Genomic DNA, 16907 nt, shown 5'->3' with positions numbered 1-16907 from the left:
AGGAGGACTGGGAATGCCCTATCATCTGACGTTGAAATCGACTGTCTTTGCGCTCGGTCTTCTGGGACTGGGCGGCATTGCCCAGGCTCAGGACGCCGTGAACCTGCGGATGACCATCTGGAGTGCCAACGAGGCACATCTGAAGCTGTTCAACGAGATCGCCGCCGGCTTCAAGAAAGAGCATCCGAATGTCACGGTGGCCTACGAGTCGCTGCCGTTCGATACCTACACGACAGCGCTGACCACCCAGATTGCCGGTGGCAACGCCCCCGACATGGCCTGGATCTTCGAGACCTCCGCCTACGACTTCGTCAAGTCGGGAGCGCTCTATCCGCTGACCGACACGCTGAAGGCGGCGAAGGGCTACAACCTCGAGGAAGTCAGCGCCGGTGCAGCCGAGCGCTGGATGCAGGATGGCACGCTCTATGCCTATCCGTTCTCGACCTCGCCATTTGCGATGTTCGTCAACAACGACGTCATCAAGACCGCCGGTGCAAAGACCCCGGCCGAGATGATCGCCAGCGGCGAATGGACCTGGGAGAACGCCATCGCGACCGCTTCGGCCGTCGGCAAATCCGGCAAGGGCGGCTTGGTCGTCCGCGATTTCAACTACCAGAACTGGCAGTACCTGACCTCGGTCTGGAACGGCTGGGGCGCATCGCCCTGGAGCGAGGACGGCAAGACCTGCAGCATGGCCGACAAGCCGATGGCGGACGCCCTGTCGTTCGTCCACGAAGCCATCTTCACAAAGAAGGCGATGCCCGGCCCCGGCGAGACCGTGGACTTTTTCGCCGGCAATGCGGCGATGACCATTACTCAGATCAGCCGCGCCTCGCTGCTGCCCAAGGACAAGCCGTTTTCCTGGGATCTCGTCCCGCTGCCGAAGGGCCCGGCCGGAGAGTACGCGCTGATCGGCCAGGCTGGCATCGGTGTCATGCAGTCGGGTAAAAACGCGAAGACCGCGGCGGAGTTCGTCGCCTACATGACCAACCCGGAAAACTCGGCGAAGCTCAGCCAGTTCTTCCCATCGGCACGCAAGTCGCTGCTGAATGCCGAGGTGCTGAAGAAGACCAATCCGCTGCTGAGCCAGGTGCAGATCGAAAAGGTCGTAATCAACGGTATCGCCACCGGCAAGGTCATGCCCGGTCATAGCGGCTTTGCTCAGATCCAGCAGATGGTGCGCTCGAACCTCGACGCCATCTGGCGCCCGGAAGCGGATGTGTCCGGTACACTGCAGAAGATCTGCGGCCAAATCGGCCCGCTCTTGAAGCGCTGAGGACATCGTCATGGCTGTCGCGCACCATCATCACGAAACGTCGAAGACCGGCGCACCGCCGCCGTTCTGGACGATCGCGCGGCGCGACAGCCTCGCCGGCTTCCTGTTCATCGCGCCACAACTGATCGGCATCATCACCTTCGTGCTGGTGCCGCTCGGCCTGGTGTTCTGGTATTCGCTGCATGAGTGGAACGTGCTGGCCAACACGTTCACCTTCACCGGCAGCCAGAACTACCGGATGGTGCTTGAAGACACCAACCTTCTCGAGGTGCTTAGCGCCACGGCCATCTTCTCGGTCGGTCTCGTCGTGCTCAACATGTCGCTGGCGCTGCTGCTGGCCGTCCTTCTCAATCAGAAGCTCGCCGGCATCGCTGTCTTCCGCACGCTGTTCTTCTCGCCGGTCGTGGTTTCGCTGGTCGCCTGGACGATCGTCTGGGGTTTCCTATTGCAGAAGAACGGCGGCATCAACGGCATGCTGCTGATGGTCGGCATCGAAGGCCCGAACTGGCTGCGCGAGGACGTGACCGCGATGATCTCGGTCATCGTCGTGCAGGTCTTCAAGAATGTCGGGCTCAACATGATCCTGTTTCTCGCAGCCCTCCAGGGCGTGCCGAAGGAGCTCTACGAGGCGGCTCGCATCGATGGTGCGCCGGCGTTCAAGCAGTTCCGCCGCATTACCCTGCCGCTGATCAGCCCGACCATTCTCCTAACCTCGATCATCACCATCGTCGGTTCGCTGCAGGTGTTCGCGCAGATCGCGGTGCTCACCCAAGGCGGCCCCGGCCTCTCGACCACGGTGCTGGTCTACTACCTCTACCAGCAGGCCTTCCAGTTCCACTATTTCGGCTACGGCTCGACGCTCTCCATCCTGCTTTTCGTCATCGTCGCCGTCCTGACCTTTGCCCAGTGGCAGATGCGCAAGAGGATCGTGTTCTATGAAAACTGACCTGTCCCCGCGCATGCAGGTGACGCTTTACGGCCTGATGTGCGTGCTGCTCATTCCCTTCGTTTTCCCGACCTGGTGGATGGTGACATCATCGATCAAGCCGATCAGCGACATCTTTGCCTTCCCGCCGCAACTGATCCCGCAGAACTATGACTGGACGACATACTCGAAAGTCTTCGAACTGCAGCCCTTCGTGCAGCAGTACTGGAATTCGGCCTATATTGCCGCTGTCGTCACGATCGGTACGATGGTCGTGTCGTCGATGGCCGGCTACGCCTTCGCGCGGATCAGATTTCCATATGCCGACACGATCTTCATGATCGTGCTGCTCGGCCTCCTGATCCCTTCGGAGGTGACGATCGTGCCGCTGTTCCAGATGTTTCTGAAGGCCGGCATGGTGAACACGCATTGGCCGCTGATCCTGGTGCCGATCTTCGGCGCACCGAGCGTGTTCGCCACTTTCGTGATGCGGCAGTTCTTCGTGACGCTGCCGGCCGAACTGGAGGAGGCAGCCCGCGTCGATGGTCTCGGCCGCTTAAAGATCTTCCGCAAGATCGCGCTGCCGCTGGCAAAGCCGGCGCTGGCCTCGGTCGCGATCTTCACTTTCCTGCACTCGTGGAACCTGTTCCTCGAACCGATCGTGTTCCTGTCGAGTGCCGACAAATTCACCCTGCCGCAGGCGCTCACGCAATACACCGACGCCTACGGCGGTCCGATGTGGAACATCCAGCTCGCCGCCGCCACGCTGACGGCACTGCCCGTCCTCATCGTATTCATCATCGCTCAGAAGCAGTTCGTCGAAGGACTGGCGCATACCGGCCTGAAGGGCTGAACAACGGGATCCATTCATGGCTCAGGTCACGCTATCCGATATCCGCAAGAGCTACGGCTCCGTTAACGTCATCCATGGCGTCGATCTCCAGATCAACGATGGTGAGTTCGTCGTGCTGGTCGGTCCGTCCGGCTGCGGTAAGTCCACCCTGCTACGGATGATCGCCGGGCTTGAGACCATCACCGGCGGCACGCTTGATATCGGTAGTCGCATCGTTAACGATCTGGATCCCAAGGATCGCGACATCGCCATGGTGTTTCAGAGCTATGCGCTCTACCCGCATATGACGGTGGCGACCAACATGGGCTTCTCGCTCGAGCATCGCGGCGGGACCAAGGCTGAGATCACAGAACGGGTGAACTGGGCGGCCGGCATTCTCGGCCTTGAAAGCCTGCTCGACCGCTACCCGCGTCAGCTGTCTGGCGGCCAGCGCCAGCGCGTGGCGATGGGCCGGGCTATCGTCCGAAATCCACAGGTCTTTCTGTTCGACGAACCATTGTCGAACCTTGATGCCAAGCTGCGCGTCGTCATGCGCGGCGAGATAAAGTCGCTGCACCAGAAGCTGAAGACCACCACCGTCTATGTCACCCACGACCAGGTCGAGGCGATGACCATGGCCGACCGGATCGTCGTTCTGAACGGCGGAAGGGTGGAGCAGATCGGCGCGCCGCTCGATCTCTACGATCGTCCGGCAAACCGTTTTGTCGCCGGCTTCATCGGCTCGCCTTCGATGAATTTCCTTGAGGGAACGATCACCCCGGCTGGCTTTGCCGCGGCGGGCTTGACCGTACCATTGCCGATTAAAGCGCAACGCCATGTCGGCCGGCCGGCTATCCTCGGAATACGGCCCGAACATCTCCGGCTGGATCCGGCGGGCGTCCCGGCGGAAATTCTGCTGGTCGAGCCGATGGGCGCCGAAACGCAGGTAACGCTGCGGCTTGGCGACACACAGGTCATCGGCGTGTTTCGCGAGCGCGTGGCCCTGTCACCCGGTGCCGCTATCAAGGTGATGCCCGACGCTGCGGCCGTCCATCTGTTCGGTGAGGATGGCGGTCAGCGCCTCGAATAGTCAAACGGACATCACGATACCCGGACGAAGCACAACAGTCTGCGTTTACGTGCGAGACAAGGATGAATCGCGCAGAAGTCGCACTTCAAGGCAGAGCCGCGCCTTTGACCTTGCCCTGCAGAACTAATCCAAGTTGAAGTGAGCTCTGACCCATTGAGAGGACCAGAGAATTGAGCGCAACCGTTTCCACTGCCAACACATCAACGGCATAATGACGGAACACGAGGCAGATACGCGAGTGTCTGAGTTATGCCGATCCGCTGAATTTTTCCGGTTCTCCGAAAGGTGCCGATGGTTCGAATCCCTTCAACACAATCAGACAACCTCAGTGGCGTTTTCAGGGCAAAGCATGCTCTCACAACGCCGAGTGGGCATCAACGTTGCGGCCCCATTTCGTCCGAAGGGTCGCTAAGATGCCAGCGACGCCCGTGCGCCTTCGGCGAACGCTCTCGCATCTGCTGCGGTGAGTGGACGAGAAATGTGAAAGCCCTGAATGAAACGACCTCCGAGATCACAAATCGTTGCCATCTCCGCTTGCGTTTCGATCCCTTCGACTATGCAGTCGAGACCCATGTCATCGGCCATCCTGATCAATGACTTGACGATTTTTGCACTTGCTGCATCATCCTCGATTTTCGTCACGAAACTCCTGTCGATCTTGATCTTAGTGAGCGGCATCGAATGGAGATGCGTCAGGCTCGAATAGCCCGTGCCGAAATCGTCCAAGGATATTCCTATACCTGCAGACCGGAAGGCCTCAGCAATTGCCCGAGCTCGCTCGAGGTCGGTAAGTATTGCGGTTTCGGTGATTTCGAGATCGATACGAGAGGATCCGATGTCGCTGTTAGCAATCAGCGCTAAAAGACGCATCGCGTGATCGCTCGACGATAGGTCTCTCGCTGAAAGGTTGAACGAAAGCCGAATGTGACGCGGCCAGAACCGCGCTTCCTGCAAGGCCATGCTCAGAAGCGTGCGCGTGAGATGGTTGATAAGTCCCAGCCGTTCGGCAACCGGAATGAATTCGGCGGGAGAGACCTGCCCGAGAACCGGATGATGCCACCTCGCCAGAGCCTCGAATGCCGTGACGGTGTTGTTCGCGACATCAAATATCGGCTGAAAGGCAAGTGAGATGTGTTGGTTGACGCTGCCGTCCCGAAAGGCGTGTTCGATCACCGTTAGCCGAGACAGGCTGTGATGGTGCTCCGGCGAAAATGCGACGGCGGTGCCGGGTGCATTTCTTTTCGCCTGATACAGTGCGAAATCGGCCTGATCATAAAGGCGTGTCATTTCTTCCCGGCAAAGCGCGCTGCTTGCAAATCCAATGGATGCACCAACCTCGATCATTGCATCGGCAATGACGAACGGCTCGCGGCACACGCCACAGATTTCCTCCGCAAGCTTTTTCGGTGCAGCGGGATCAGCTGTCTGCAACAGAAAGGCGAATTCATCGCCGCCGAGGCGGGCCACGAGAGCTTTGCCATGGCTTGTCCGCGCGAGCCGCGACGCCAGTTGCGAAAGAAGTTCGTCTCCAGCTTTGTGCCCATGGACATCATTGACAGGCTTGAAACCGTCGAGGTCGATCAGCCCGACATGGATCGGATCGCTTTGAGGTTTCAGTTGACCGATCATTTGCTCGAGACTGCTGAAGAAAAACCGTCTGTTGGCAAGTCCAGTCAGGCTGTCCATGTTGGCGAGTTTTCTGTTTTCCTCGCTTAGGGCCTCCGTCTGCTTTTGCTCGTTGACCAGCTCCAGCTCGCGTTTTTCCAGCGCATTCTTCTTGTTTTCCAGTTCCCTGCGGGAAACAACGAGGTGCGTGAAGTCTCTATATTGTACCCAAAGCACCATGAGCATTGCGGCAGAAACGAGACCGACATCGACCGCCATTGCCATAAATATAGCGTTTCCGGTTAGTCCGAAATAGGCAACGAACGCAATGTTGACGATGAATGTCACGGCCATTGCGGCAGGCAGAAGATGGGTGAGACAGAATATGCAGCCGATGACGGTGATACCCATGTAAAACGCGACATGGCTTTGCATGAAACTGTCACCGTAAGGTGTCAGGCCAATTCCCCAGCCTGCAAATATGCCGGCAAGTACCCAGGCGATCCTGTTCGTCCGGCGCAGCTCAGCTATCGCCTGACTTGCGTTGGCCGCGGGTCTGCGGACACGACGCCCCCACTGCAGCATGCGGACGGTGCAGGCCGCAGTCATTGCCGACGGGACGATGACAGTTAGAAAAAATGGGGCGACGGGCAGATGCGTTATTGCGACGCCCCATGTGTTCACCATGAGGATGAAGTACATCAGCGGTATCTGTTTGGATAGCGCCGTCTGCTGAGCGACCACCAAAGTGGGGTCGTCATCCCGGACAGTGAAGAGGCTTATGATTGAAGAGATCATTACAACGCACGCAAATTTGGATATTTTTTCATGTTCATGCGCGGAACGATGTCATATCCCTCCGAATGACAGCAGCATTTCACCTGCAGCTTAATTTCTCGGAACCCGTGATGCTTAATCGTTCATAAATCGTCGAGAGCTTGGCAAGGTCGGGATGACGCGAGTTGTCGACGTTGGCCATACTTTGGTCTTCGAGGGCGAGTTGTCTTCAAACTTTATTGTCATCATCGATGGGATCGCCTTGCTCGCAAAAACTCTTCGCGACGGTCGGCGGCAGATTGTAGGCATAAAGTTCGCGCCAGGAATCATTACGCCGCCAAATGTAACGAGGCCCATCCATATATCTGCCGCGACAAAACTCGAAATTTGTCTAATTCCCTCTGCGATAATGGACGAGCACGTTCGCGATTCGTCTTTTCTCGCCACTGAAGTGATCAAAAGCATATGTGAGGAATTAGAGCAGGCTAGAGAATGGCTTCTTGCCATCGGTCGAAAAAGTGCGGTCGAGAGACTCGCTAGCTTTTTGATTTTTATTGCGCGCTGGCAATGTGGCGGCGTTAAAGATGGTTTCCGCTTAGAATTGCCCATCTCTCGGGCTGATTTATCAGACTATCTCGCACTAACAATCGAGACAACCAGCCGCACGCTTGGGCGCCTACGCCGCATGCGCGTCATTGACGTCGAAAATGTTCAGACCATTGTGGTCTTAGACGCTAAGCGGCTCGAAAGGCTTTCTGTTGGTCCTGACAATTGAGAATTAGCGGCGACAGGTGCCCCGCCTTAGCCGCCGGTGACGCTCATATGCCTTGACACGGACGGCCGGTTGTTGCGGTCGATGATGAAGTCGTGGCCTTTTGGCTTGCGGGCGATCGCCTCGTCTATGGCGGCGGCCAGATGCACCGGGTCATTGCTTTCGCGCAAGACTTCGCGCAGGTCGGCTGCGTCGTTCTGGCCGAGGCACATGTAGAGCGTGCCGGAACAGGTGAGGCGGACGCGGTTGCAGCCCTCGCAGAAATTGTGGGTCATCGGCGTGATGAAGCCCATGCGGCCGCCGGTTTCGGCAACCTCGACATAACGGGCTGGGCCGCCGGTCTTGAAGGGGATATCCTTGAAGGTGAACTGCTTTTCGAGGTTTTCACGCAGAACCGAGAGCGGCAGGTAGCGGTCGGTGCGGTCTTCCTCGATCTCGCCCATCGGCATGGTTTCGATAACGGTCAGATCCATGCCGCGACCATGCGCGAAACGCATCATGTCCGGGATCTCGTCCTCGTTGAAACCTTTCAGCGCCACGGCGTTGAGCTTTATCTTCAGCCCGGCCTTCTGCGCGGCGTCGATGCCTTCCATGACCTTGGAAAAATCGCCCCAGCGCGTGATTTCCTTGAATTTCTGCGGGTCGAGCGTATCGAGCGAGACATTGATGCGGCGCACGCCGGCATCGAAAAGTTCCTGCGCGAAGCGGGCGAGCTGCGATCCGTTGGTGGTCAGCGTCAGTTCATCGAGATGGCCGGTTTCGATATGGCGGCCGATCGAGCGCACCAGACGCATGATGTTCTTGCGCACTAGCGGCTCGCCGCCGGTCAGGCGGAGTTTTCGTACGCCCTTGGCGATGAAGGCTGAACAGAGCCGGTCGAGTTCCTCCAGCGAGAGCAGGTCCTTCTTTGGCAGAAAGGTCATGTTTTCCGCCATACAATATGTGCAGCGGAAATCGCAGCGATCGGTGACGGATACGCGCAGATAGGTGACCGCCCGACCGAACTTGTCGATCATCGAAGCGATGGCTGCCGCAGGCGGTTTTCGGAAGCTGTTCAGATCTGTAATCACTTTGATATTGTCAGCCTTCCACGCCCTCAAGAAACGCCGCAAGCTGGTCTGTATCTTGCAGGCCGTGAGTTCCTGCCTTACCCATCAGTTCTGCAGGCACTTTCCAGCCCGGATCAACGCCTTCCATGTTCGGCAACTCATGTGCAATGCCTTTGTGGCAGTCGATACATGTCGCCTTGCCGGTCAGAAGATACCGCGTGTGAATTTCGGCCGCGCGTTTTGTCTGCTTGGTAAAGTCCATGGCAATGGACGAGTGGCAGTTGCGGCATTCGAGGCTGTCATTGGCCTTCAGGCGGGCCCATTCGTGCTGGGCAAGCTCAAGCCGGTGATCCAGAAATTTTTCGCGCGTGTTGATGGTGCCGAAAAGCTTGCCCCAGACTTCTTTCGAAGCCTGCATTTTGCGGGCAATCTTGTTGGTCCACTGATGCGGCACATGGCAATCCGGGCAGGATGCGCGCACACCGGAACGGTTCGAGAAATGCACCGTGCGTGTCATTTCCTCGTAGACGTTGTCCTTCATCTCGTGACAGCCGGTGCAGAAGGCTTCGGTATTGGTCACTTCCAGTGCAGTGTTGAATGCACCCCAGAAGATAATGCCGCCGACGAAACCGCCGAGTGTCAGGAAGCCGAGGCTCAGGGTTCCCGCGGGCGTGGAAAGAACCCGCCAGACCCACAGAAGGATCGCTTTGATTTTTCCGATCATTGGCCAGATCCCGTCGGTTTGAACCCAAGTTCACTCATGTCCTTGAACATGTTGGGAACCAGCGGACGCGTGTCGGCTTGAGGTACGTGGCATGCCGTGCAGAAATAGCGACGTGGCGAAACATCGGCGAGCATCTGGCCTTCACGTGTCATGTAATGGGTCACGCTGATCATCGGCGCGCCGGAACCTTCGGTCATTTCGCGCCGGTGGCACGACATGCAGCGGTTGGTATTCACCGACAGCTGATAACCTTCGATCGAATGCGGAATGATTGGCGGCTGATCCGGATAGTTGCGCATCCGTTGTATGTCGTCGACGATCCAGCGCGGCAGTGGCTCCGCACCGGTGTTCTCCATCGGGCTCGGGCGGCCCGATAGCTGCGGAACGGTCTGCGCAATCGCCACCGTGCCCGTTACCAGACACAGGGCGAGCGCGACGAAAGTCCAGAAACGCTGGCTCAGGCGACGGGAAGAATCTTGACTGCGCATTTTTTGAAATCCGTCTGTTTGGAAATGGGGTCGGTGGCGTCGAGCGTGACCTTGTTGATCAGCTGGCTGGCGTCGAACCACGGCACGAAGATCACGCCATGCGGCATACGGTTACGACCCCGGATATCCACCCGGCTGATAATCTCGCCACGCCGCGACTGGATCTTCACCTGTCCGCCCTGGTTGATGCCGAGGCGGCGTGCGTCGTCGCCGTTCATGAAACAGCGGGCGCCCGGAAATGCCTTATAGAGCTCCGGTACGCGCATGGTCATAGAGCCGGAATGCCAGTGTTCGAGAACACGGCCCGTCACCAGCCAGAAGCCGAACTCCTCATCCGGCGATTCTGCCGGCGGCTCGTAAGGCGCGGCGAGGATGACGGCGCGGCCATCCTTCTGGCCATAAAATTTGACGCCTTCACCTTCCTTGACATAGGGGTCGTAACCCTCGCGGTAACGCCACTTGGTTTCCTTGCCATCGACGACCGGCCAGCGAAGACCCCGCACCTCGTGATACATGTCGTATGGCGCAAGGTCGTGACCATGGCCGCGTCCGAAGCTCGCATATTCCTCGAACAGGCCTTTCTGCAGATAGAAGCCGAAAGCTTTGGCCTCGCGGTTCTCATAGTCCGTCGAGACTTCCGAGATCGGGAACTTGTCGACATTGCCGTTCTGATAAAGCACTTCGTACAGGCTCTTGCCCTTGAAGTCGGGGTTCTTGTCGAGGATGTCCTGTGGCCAGACCTCGTCGGTGGTAAATCGCTTGGAAAATTCCACCAGCTGCCAGAGATCGGAGCGGGCTTCTCCCGGTGCATTGACCAGCTGATGCCAGACGTGGGTACGGCGTTCGGCATTGCCGTAAGCGCCTTCCTTTTCCACCCACATGGCGGCGGGTAGGATAAGGTCGGCGGTCATGGCGGTCACGGTCGGGTAGGCATCCGAAACGACGATGAAGTTGTCCGGCTTGCGATAACCGAGATAGGCCTCGTTGCTGTTGTTGGCAGCGGCCTGCATGTTGTTGTTCACCTGAACCCAATAGAAGTTCAGCTTGCCGTCATGCAGCATGCGGTCCTGCTCGACGGCATGATAACCGGGCTTTTCCGGGATGATGCCGTGCGGAATGTTCCACAATTCCTCGGCATGCTTGCGGTGTTCCGGGTTGGTCACGGTCATGTCGGCGGGCAGGCGGTGGGCAAACGTTCCGACTTCGCGGGCGGTGCCGCAAGCCGAGGGCTGGCCCGTCAGCGAGAAGGGGCTGTTGCCCGGCTCGGAGATTTTGCCGGTGAGGAGATGGATGTTGTAAACCATCTGGTTGGCCCAGACGCCACGCACATGCTGGTTGAAGCCCATGGTCCAGAGTGACATGACCTTGGTCTTGGGGTCGGCATAAAGTTCCGCCAGCTGTTCCAGAAAACCCTTGTCGACGCCGGCAAGTTCCGCGACCTTGTCGAGCGTGTATTCGGAAACATGCTTCTTGAACGCCTCGAAATCGATCGGCGTCATTTCGGCCGCTTTGGCCGCGCCGGTTGCCTTGACTTCCAGCGGATGCTCGGCGCGCAGGCCGTAACCGATATCGGTCGTTGCCTGCATGAACTTGGTGTTCTTGTCGATAAACGCCTGATTGACGCGGCCGGTCTGGATGATGTGGTTGGCGATGTAGTTGAGGATCGCCAGATCCGTGCCGGGTTTGAAAACCAGCGGAATGTCGGCAAGGTCCATGCTGCGATGGGTGAATGTCGAGAGGACCGAAACCTTCACATGCTCATGGCCGAGGCGACGGTCGGCCAGACGCGTCCACAGGATCGGGTGCATCTCCGCCATGTTGGAGCCCCACAGCACGAACGCGTCGGCATGTTCGAAATCGTCATAACAGCCCATCGGCTCATCCATGCCGAAGGTGCGCATGAAGCCGTAAGCGGCAGACGCCATACAGTGGCGGGCATTAGGATCGAGATTGTTCGAACGGAAGCCGGCGCGCATCAGTTTGGTGGCGGCATAGCCTTCAAAAATCGTCCACTGGCCGGACCCGAACATGCCAAGCGCCGTCGGGCCTTTTTCCTTCAGGGTCTTCTTGGCCTTTTCGGCCATGATGTCGAAGGCTTCCTCCCAAGTGACGGGTTCGAATTCGCCTTCCTTGTCGAACACGCCGTTGCGCTTGCGCAAAAGCGGCGTCGTCAGGCGATCCTTGCCGTACATGATCTTCGAGAGGAAATAGCCCTTGACGCAGTTGAGGCCGCGATTGACCTCGGCCTCCATGTCACCATGGGTGGCGACGACATGGTTTTCCTTGACGCCGACCATGACGCCACAACCGGTGCCGCAGAAGCGACAGGGCGCTTTCGACCATTTGATTTCCAGCGACGCCACACCGCCGGGCACGGACTGGGCGGCTGCCGGCATGGCGATGCCTGCGGTCGACGCCGCGATCGCAGCGGCTTGGGCTTTCAGCACGTCACGCCGCGTGAGTTCTGCCGTCATCCGACATCTCCTTTTCTGCAATTGTCTGTTCGAAAACCATGTGCGCGGCGATGACATCGTCCATCGCCGAAATTCCAATCAGTGTTTCACCGAGAAAGCCCGAACTCGGACCCTCGATGACGATGACGATCTTGCCGCCGCCGGTGGCATGCACCTCGACACCTTCGATCTCGATGAGCGCCGCCGTCATGCGTTCGACCGCTTCTGGTCGCACGACGACGACCGCGCTCGATATGTGATGCTGCGGCTCACGCATGCGCCCCCTCCCTTGTGTTTGCCGTCATGGTGATGGACCGGGTAGGGCAGACCGAAATGCAGGCGCCGCAGCCGGTGCAGGCATCGGTGTCGAGCACGGGCACGAAAGGCCCGCCCAGCCGCGGCTTGAAGCGGATGGCCGTTGTCGGACACGCATCGCGACAGGCCTGGCAATCGACGAAGTTCAACGCGAGACAGGTGTCTGCAATGACGGCGTGATGGGCAAACGATACGGCCGGCTCGGGCGGGAAAACCCGCTCAGGACATCGCTCCGAACATTGACCGCAAAAAGTGCATTCGCCGGCGCTGAAATCGACGGTCGGTACGCCATCCCGCATAAGGATGACCTGCGTGGGACAGGCTTTTTCGCATTCTGCGCAGCCCGAACAGTTGCGAACGGATTCTTCCGTCACACCGGGTGGGTAATATCCCCGAGCGACCCGCAAAGCGCTGCCTCTCAAAAAGGCGCGACGCGTGGTGGCGACTTGAGCCATGGGGTTACTCCGCAGAATTCGGCCGCGCCGGGGTTATGTCGTGCGGACCGGGTGGGCCGTAGACGATCTGGTAAGCCCAGACCATGAAGCCGTAGCTGGCGACGGTGCCGACCGCGACAATGGGCCAGATGCCGAAAGCCAGCACCACGAAGGTAAAAAGCTCACGGCGTCGCCGTTGGCGGAAACTGGCTTTCTCCGATAGGGTTCTGGTGTCGCTCATGTATGCATCCGCTTGGTATGAATCGGAGGAGTTTGCTCATAGTTTATGCAATGTGCCGTCGGTCATCTTTGACGTAGGACAAGTAAAAATGAAAAATGCTGAATATGTAGGCGTAGCAACCTGTGATTGATTAATTTTTACGATATTTTCGTGATTATAGATCATATTTTGTGCGATTTAAAGATAGTTGAGCTTTTTCAAGCTATGCACGCGGACTATGGTTTCTTGGACATGAAATGACGGATCTTGAGATGAAAATCTTTGTCGTGACGATTTCGGATCGCGCCAGCCGCGGTGAGTATGAAGACATTAGCGGGCCTGCCATCGAGGCGTGGTTGAGCAAGGCGCTCACGACCCCTTACGCACTGTCACGCGTGGTCATTCCTGACGGAGTTGCGAGTGTTCGCGACACACTCATCGACCTGAGCGACCGCCAGCAGGCCGACGTGGTGCTGACCACGGGTGGGACCGGACCTTCGCCACGCGATCAGACGCCGGAAGCAATGGCGCAGGTGCTTGAAAAGGAACTGCCGGGTTTCGGTGAATTGCTGCGTAGAGAAGGGCTGAAACAAACCCCGACATCGATTCTGTCCCGTCAGACTGCAGGCACGCGCGGCAAAACGTTCTTTCTCAATCTGCCGGGCAAGCCAGCAGCGATTGATATGTCGCTAGATGCCGTTTTTCCGGCAATACCATATTGTCTGGATCTGATCGGTGCAGGCCGAATCGAGACGGACGCGGCTGTGGTGAAAAGTTTCCGGCCTGCTGGATGATTATTGCCGGGGTCTGACGCCGACATTACCTTGTTGCATCACAACATTTCAGGTTGTCATGCCATCTTCCGTTCATTGCTGACACCGGAAAAATTTCGCATCGAAGATGACGGGCAGAGTGGAGCGATGACGGGTATGCCTTCCGACGTGTACAACACTTCGGCATCCACGCCGTAAACACTGCGAATTGTCCGCTCATCGAGAATAGCGGCCGGAACTCCACTACCTGCGCATCGGCCATCCTGCAAAAGAAGCAGATATTCGCCATAACGTGCAGCAAGTGAAAGATCGTGCATGATGATAACGACGACCGGGTTGTGTGTCCGTGCGTAAGTCTTCAGGATGTCCAGAACGACAAGCTGTCTGCGAAGGTCGAGTGCGCTGGTCGGTTCATCCAGCAGCAGTATTTCAGGTTTGCGGATCCGCCGCTGGGCCAGCAGCACAAGTTGCTGCTGGCCGCCGGAAAGCGTATCGACCCGTCGGGTCGCCAGATCCTCGATGCCGACAGAGACCATCGCCGCTTCCGCCGCGCTTATATCGGCGGGCCGCAAGGTCCATCCCAAGCGGTCCAGTCTGCCCAGTAGCACGACTTCGAGAACCGATAGCTGTGCTCGCAGGCCGAGCGCCTGCGGCATGAATGACAGTTCTTCACTCGTCGGTTTGCGCCCCTTGTAAGTGCAGTCGCCAGCATGAGCAAAATTACCTGCCATTGCTCCCATCAAAGTGGATTTTCCTGCGCCGTTCGGTCCGCAGATGGCGGTGATTTCGCCGCGCGGGAAAGTGGCGGAAATATTCCGGACGATCGTTTTAGAACCGCGTTCGACCGATATGTTCTGGAGGATCAGGCCTTGATCGTGCGTCATTGACATCCTCCCGCGCCACGGCGCATAACGAGAGCAAACAATACAGGCACGCCGACAACCGCTGTCACGATCCCGACCGGGATGACGGCTCCTTGCGCCAGCAGCTTGGACAGAATTGAAGCGGCACTCACCAGCATTGCGCCGGTCAGCGCCGACACCGGCAGCAATATCCGCTGGTCTTCTCCGACCATGGCACGTGCAGCATGGGGGGCGATCAGTCCGATGAAGCCAATCGTCCCGACGAATGCTACGGATGCTGCCGTCAGCATGGCGATCACCAGAAACGTCCGGCGCCGCAATGCGTGAATGTTCGTTCCAAGACTTGTGGCATGCGCGTCTCCCAGTCGCACGGCCGTCAGTTTCCAGGCGTCACGTGCCAGAAGCGGAACGCTCGCAGCCAGAACGACGGCAAGTACCGCCACGCTTGTCCAACTCGATTTGAGCAGGCTGCCGAATAGCCAGAAGACGATCTGCTGCAGCACTTCCGGCTCTGCAAGATATGCAGCAGTGACTGGCAAGCCTGAAACATGAACATGACCGCGATGCCGGCCAGCACCAGAATTTCGGCATTGGCGCTGCGCCAGCGGGCAATCAGATAAATTAGCCCGCTGGCGACAAGTGTCATGGCAAAAGCCGAGATCGGCGCGATGATCCATGCCGCTATCGGCAGGATGCCGCCGAACATGATCGCCAGAGCCGCTCCAAAACCGGCCGCGGCCGAGAAGCCGAGGGTGAATGGACTGGCGAGGGGATTATCGAGAATGGTCTGCATTTGCAGCCCGGCAATGCCGAGACCCATGCCAACCAATGCGCCCATGAAGGTCATTGGTAGGCGGATCGCCCATATGATGGCGGCTGCGGCCCGGTTGCCACCTTCCGGGCCATCGGCCAATGCTGCGAAAACCTGCGGCGCCGTCAGTTGCGAAGGACCTGTCACCAGATCCACCGCCATGATTGCTGCCAGAAGAATGGCGCAGCCTGCCATCAGGGCAAGCCGCTTTCTAAGGTCCCTTTTATAAAGAGAGTACAGATCCGATTGATGCGTAACAGTGCCCACAGTTATTTGTTCGCATCCAGTTTCATCATGAATGTGCCGTTCGGTGTGACCGGGAGATAGGTACGATAATACTCATACATCTCTGCTTCAGGATCGACATCTGCAAAGAGTTGAGGATGCAGAACCTTGGCGATGTAGCGCAGGAATATGTAATCGTAGAGCGTTCTGGTGCCGCCATGATAGATCACATGGACCTCGCTTTCCCGGACTGCTGGAAGATCGGCCCAGCCGGCGCGTTCAAGGAAAGGGGCAGCACGTTTCATCGTGGTTTCACGGGGAATGTCGAACCCCATCAAAACGGCATCAGGCAGGCTCACCCATTCAGAGGCGGTAATGAAAATGGCGTCCGGTTTGGCCGAAAGCACGTATTACGGGTTGAGAGGTCCCCAGTTGGCGATTTGCCCTTCGGCAATGTTGAGGCCGCCTGCGGCGTCTACAACGCCGGCCCACATGCCTTTGCCATAAGTGTTTCCGAATTCCGACGCGCCCTTTTGGCCGAGTTCGACATACACTTTCTTTTTCTCTGCCGAGGCCTTGGCGACGCGTAGAAGAGTGTCGTCAACGCCGGCTTTGTATTGCTCGGCGAGTTTGGCGGCGCGATCTTCCGCTCCCATGACCTGACCGATGATCAGCGTGCTGGCGACATGTTTGTCGACCGTCTGCGCATTATAATCGACAACCACGAGCGGAATGCCGACCTGCTCGATTGTCTGGGCAGAAGCACCCAGATACTTGTACTGTCCGGCCGATAGGATGACGACATCTGGCTGCGAGGCGATTATCTTTTCTGCCGACATCGTTCCGGCATCGGCATCACCGACGTCCATAAGATCGGCGATCTCAGGTGCGATCTTGAGATAGGCCTCATACTGAAGCGGCCGGTAACCTTTCCAATAATTCAGCGAGATAGCCTTCAGCCGGTCGATTGCAGTCGGACCTGTGATGGCGATGTAATCCTCAAAATAGAAACCGAGCATGACCTGTTCGCCCGGTTTTTCGAGAGTAATCTTGCGACCGAGAATGTCGGTGGTGTCGATCTTTGCATATGTGGTGGACGTGAACGCGACGATGCACAATACAGCGACGCACGCCATGCGAACGGCACGGAGAACGAATTTAAACATGATGATTTTCCGATAACGATGTGGAATCCAGTGCTTTAGGCAGGAGAAAAGCACCTGCCGCAGCTGTGGATGCGAAAGTCTTTCGGCTGATTTTGGCCCGGCGGGCCAA

17 protein-coding genes and 1 pseudogene are annotated in these 16907 nt (G+C 57.9%); 6 read left to right on the top strand and 12 right to left on the bottom strand.

Going from position 1 to position 16907, the window contains the following annotated elements; genetic code table 11:
• The first annotated feature begins 13 nt into the window (after positions 1-13).
• From AAIH70_RS25160 to AAIH70_RS25145, 4 genes are read left to right on the top strand one after another with little or no spacing between them, the layout of a single operon-like run.
• A complete protein-coding gene (locus tag AAIH70_RS25160; protein ID WP_430036231.1) occupies positions 14-1276 on the top strand; it encodes an ABC transporter substrate-binding protein in 1263 nt (420 codons plus the stop codon).
• A 10-nt stretch (positions 1277-1286) separates the two neighbouring features.
• Positions 1287-2222: a carbohydrate ABC transporter permease gene (locus tag AAIH70_RS25155; protein ID WP_430036229.1), complete on the top strand. Its 936-nt coding sequence runs from the start codon at positions 1287-1289 to the stop codon at positions 2220-2222.
• Positions 2212-3054 carry a carbohydrate ABC transporter permease gene (locus AAIH70_RS25150; protein WP_430036227.1) on the top strand — a complete coding sequence of 281 codons (843 nt, stop codon included), beginning with the start codon at positions 2212-2214 and terminating at the stop codon, positions 3052-3054. The genes AAIH70_RS25155 and AAIH70_RS25150 overlap by 11 nt, the downstream gene beginning before the upstream one ends.
• A gap of 16 nt (positions 3055-3070) precedes the next feature.
• A complete protein-coding gene (locus tag AAIH70_RS25145) occupies positions 3071-4123 on the top strand; it encodes an ABC transporter ATP-binding protein (protein ID WP_430036225.1) in 1053 nt (350 codons plus the stop codon).
• Positions 4124-4531: 408 nt separating this feature from the next.
• Here the strand turns inward: AAIH70_RS25145 and AAIH70_RS25140 are convergent, their stop codons facing one another.
• A complete protein-coding gene (locus AAIH70_RS25140; protein WP_430036223.1) occupies positions 4532-6526 on the bottom strand; it encodes a putative bifunctional diguanylate cyclase/phosphodiesterase in 1995 nt (664 codons plus the stop codon).
• A gap of 154 nt (positions 6527-6680) precedes the next feature.
• Between AAIH70_RS25140 and AAIH70_RS25135 the strand changes: the two genes are divergently transcribed.
• A complete protein-coding gene (locus AAIH70_RS25135) occupies positions 6681-7280 on the top strand; it encodes a Crp/Fnr family transcriptional regulator (RefSeq protein WP_430036221.1) in 600 nt (199 codons plus the stop codon).
• 26 nt (positions 7281-7306) lie between these two features.
• Here AAIH70_RS25135 and moaA read toward each other — a convergent pair whose 3' ends face one another.
• The 7 genes from moaA to napE all read right to left on the bottom strand — a co-directional run bounded on the left by moaA (position 7307) and on the right by napE (position 12981).
• Positions 7307-8293, bottom strand: a complete 987-nt coding sequence (gene moaA / locus AAIH70_RS25130; RefSeq protein ID WP_430036439.1) for a GTP 3',8-cyclase MoaA — start codon at positions 8291-8293, stop codon at positions 7307-7309.
• 64 nt (positions 8294-8357) lie between these two features.
• Complete coding sequence (locus AAIH70_RS25125; protein WP_430036219.1) at positions 8358-9050, bottom strand: cytochrome c3 family protein; 693 nt, start codon at positions 9048-9050, stop codon at positions 8358-8360.
• Positions 9047-9538 (bottom strand): nitrate reductase cytochrome c-type subunit, encoded by a 492-nt coding sequence (locus AAIH70_RS25120; RefSeq protein ID WP_430036217.1) that lies wholly within the window; start codon positions 9536-9538, stop codon positions 9047-9049. The genes AAIH70_RS25125 and AAIH70_RS25120 overlap by 4 nt, the downstream gene beginning before the upstream one ends.
• Positions 9508-12012, bottom strand: coding sequence for a periplasmic nitrate reductase subunit alpha (gene napA / locus AAIH70_RS25115; RefSeq protein WP_430036215.1), 2505 nt, complete (start codon positions 12010-12012; stop codon positions 9508-9510). Before napA ends, AAIH70_RS25120 begins: the two co-directional genes overlap by 31 nt.
• Positions 11987-12268: a chaperone NapD gene (locus tag AAIH70_RS25110; RefSeq protein ID WP_430036213.1), complete on the bottom strand. Its 282-nt coding sequence runs from the start codon at positions 12266-12268 to the stop codon at positions 11987-11989. The genes napA and AAIH70_RS25110 overlap by 26 nt, the downstream gene beginning before the upstream one ends.
• Positions 12261-12761 carry a ferredoxin-type protein NapF gene (locus AAIH70_RS25105; protein WP_430036211.1) on the bottom strand — a complete coding sequence of 167 codons (501 nt, stop codon included), beginning with the start codon at positions 12759-12761 and terminating at the stop codon, positions 12261-12263. Before AAIH70_RS25105 ends, AAIH70_RS25110 begins: the two co-directional genes overlap by 8 nt.
• A 4-nt stretch (positions 12762-12765) precedes the next feature.
• Positions 12766-12981, bottom strand: coding sequence for a periplasmic nitrate reductase, NapE protein (napE, locus tag AAIH70_RS25100; RefSeq protein ID WP_430036209.1), 216 nt, complete (start codon positions 12979-12981; stop codon positions 12766-12768).
• A 251-nt stretch (positions 12982-13232) separates the two neighbouring features.
• On the opposite strand from napE, the gene mog reads away from it, so the two are divergent.
• Positions 13233-13754 (top strand): molybdopterin adenylyltransferase, encoded by a 522-nt coding sequence (gene mog, locus AAIH70_RS25095; protein WP_430036437.1) that lies wholly within the window; start codon positions 13233-13235, stop codon positions 13752-13754.
• Between the two features lie 56 nt (positions 13755-13810).
• Here the strand turns inward: mog and AAIH70_RS25090 are convergent, their stop codons facing one another.
• The 4 genes and pseudogenes from AAIH70_RS25090 to AAIH70_RS25075 form a co-directional block, all read right to left on the bottom strand.
• Entirely contained in the window at positions 13811-14617 is an 807-nt protein-coding gene (locus AAIH70_RS25090) for an ABC transporter ATP-binding protein (protein ID WP_430036207.1), read from the bottom strand.
• Positions 14614-15569, bottom strand: a pseudogene (locus AAIH70_RS25085) (FecCD family ABC transporter permease). The gene AAIH70_RS25090 and the pseudogene AAIH70_RS25085 overlap by 4 nt, the downstream one beginning before the upstream one ends.
• 107 nt (positions 15570-15676) lie before the next feature.
• On the bottom strand, positions 15677-16039 hold the full coding sequence (locus AAIH70_RS25080) for a hypothetical protein (protein WP_430036205.1): 363 nt from the start codon (positions 16037-16039) through the stop codon (positions 15677-15679).
• A gap of 3 nt (positions 16040-16042) precedes the next feature.
• The gene (locus AAIH70_RS25075) at positions 16043-16798 is read right to left on the bottom strand and encodes an ABC transporter substrate-binding protein (protein ID WP_430036203.1); all 756 of its coding nucleotides are present in this window, start codon (positions 16796-16798) and stop codon (positions 16043-16045) included.
• Positions 16799-16907: the final 109 nt, after the last annotated feature.

This window comes from Neorhizobium sp. BT27B (genome assembly GCF_050455485.1).
Taxonomy (GTDB): domain Bacteria; phylum Pseudomonadota; class Alphaproteobacteria; order Rhizobiales; family Rhizobiaceae; genus Neorhizobium.
This window is presented reverse-complemented; position numbering and strand designations above follow the sequence as displayed.

Bases quoted from the DNA above. Each gene is read 5' to 3' on its own strand.
- AAIH70_RS25160 (WP_430036231.1), top strand. From the start codon at position 14: ATGCCCTATCATCTGACGTTGAAATCGACTGTCTTTGCGCTCGGTCTT.
- AAIH70_RS25155 (WP_430036229.1), top strand. From the start codon at position 1,287: ATGGCTGTCGCGCACCATCATCACGAAACGTCGAAGACCGGCGCACCG.
- AAIH70_RS25150 (WP_430036227.1), top strand. From the start codon at position 2,212: ATGAAAACTGACCTGTCCCCGCGCATGCAGGTGACGCTTTACGGCCTG.
- AAIH70_RS25145 (WP_430036225.1), top strand. From the start codon at position 3,071: ATGGCTCAGGTCACGCTATCCGATATCCGCAAGAGCTACGGCTCCGTT.
- AAIH70_RS25140 (WP_430036223.1), bottom strand. From the start codon at position 6,526: ATGATCTCTTCAATCATAAGCCTCTTCACTGTCCGGGATGACGACCCC.
- AAIH70_RS25135 (WP_430036221.1), top strand. From the start codon at position 6,681: ATGACGCGAGTTGTCGACGTTGGCCATACTTTGGTCTTCGAGGGCGAG.
- moaA (WP_430036439.1), bottom strand. From the start codon at position 8,293: ATGATCGACAAGTTCGGTCGGGCGGTCACCTATCTGCGCGTATCCGTC.
- AAIH70_RS25125 (WP_430036219.1), bottom strand. From the start codon at position 9,050: ATGATCGGAAAAATCAAAGCGATCCTTCTGTGGGTCTGGCGGGTTCTT.
- AAIH70_RS25120 (WP_430036217.1), bottom strand. From the start codon at position 9,538: ATGCGCAGTCAAGATTCTTCCCGTCGCCTGAGCCAGCGTTTCTGGACT.
- napA (WP_430036215.1), bottom strand. From the start codon at position 12,012: ATGACGGCAGAACTCACGCGGCGTGACGTGCTGAAAGCCCAAGCCGCT.
- AAIH70_RS25110 (WP_430036213.1), bottom strand. From the start codon at position 12,268: ATGCGTGAGCCGCAGCATCACATATCGAGCGCGGTCGTCGTCGTGCGA.
- AAIH70_RS25105 (WP_430036211.1), bottom strand. From the start codon at position 12,761: ATGGCTCAAGTCGCCACCACGCGTCGCGCCTTTTTGAGAGGCAGCGCT.
- napE (WP_430036209.1), bottom strand. From the start codon at position 12,981: ATGAGCGACACCAGAACCCTATCGGAGAAAGCCAGTTTCCGCCAACGG.
- mog (WP_430036437.1), top strand. From the start codon at position 13,233: ATGAAAATCTTTGTCGTGACGATTTCGGATCGCGCCAGCCGCGGTGAG.
- AAIH70_RS25090 (WP_430036207.1), bottom strand. From the start codon at position 14,617: ATGACGCACGATCAAGGCCTGATCCTCCAGAACATATCGGTCGAACGC.
- AAIH70_RS25075 (WP_430036203.1), bottom strand. From the start codon at position 16,798: ATGTTTAAATTCGTTCTCCGTGCCGTTCGCATGGCGTGCGTCGCTGTA.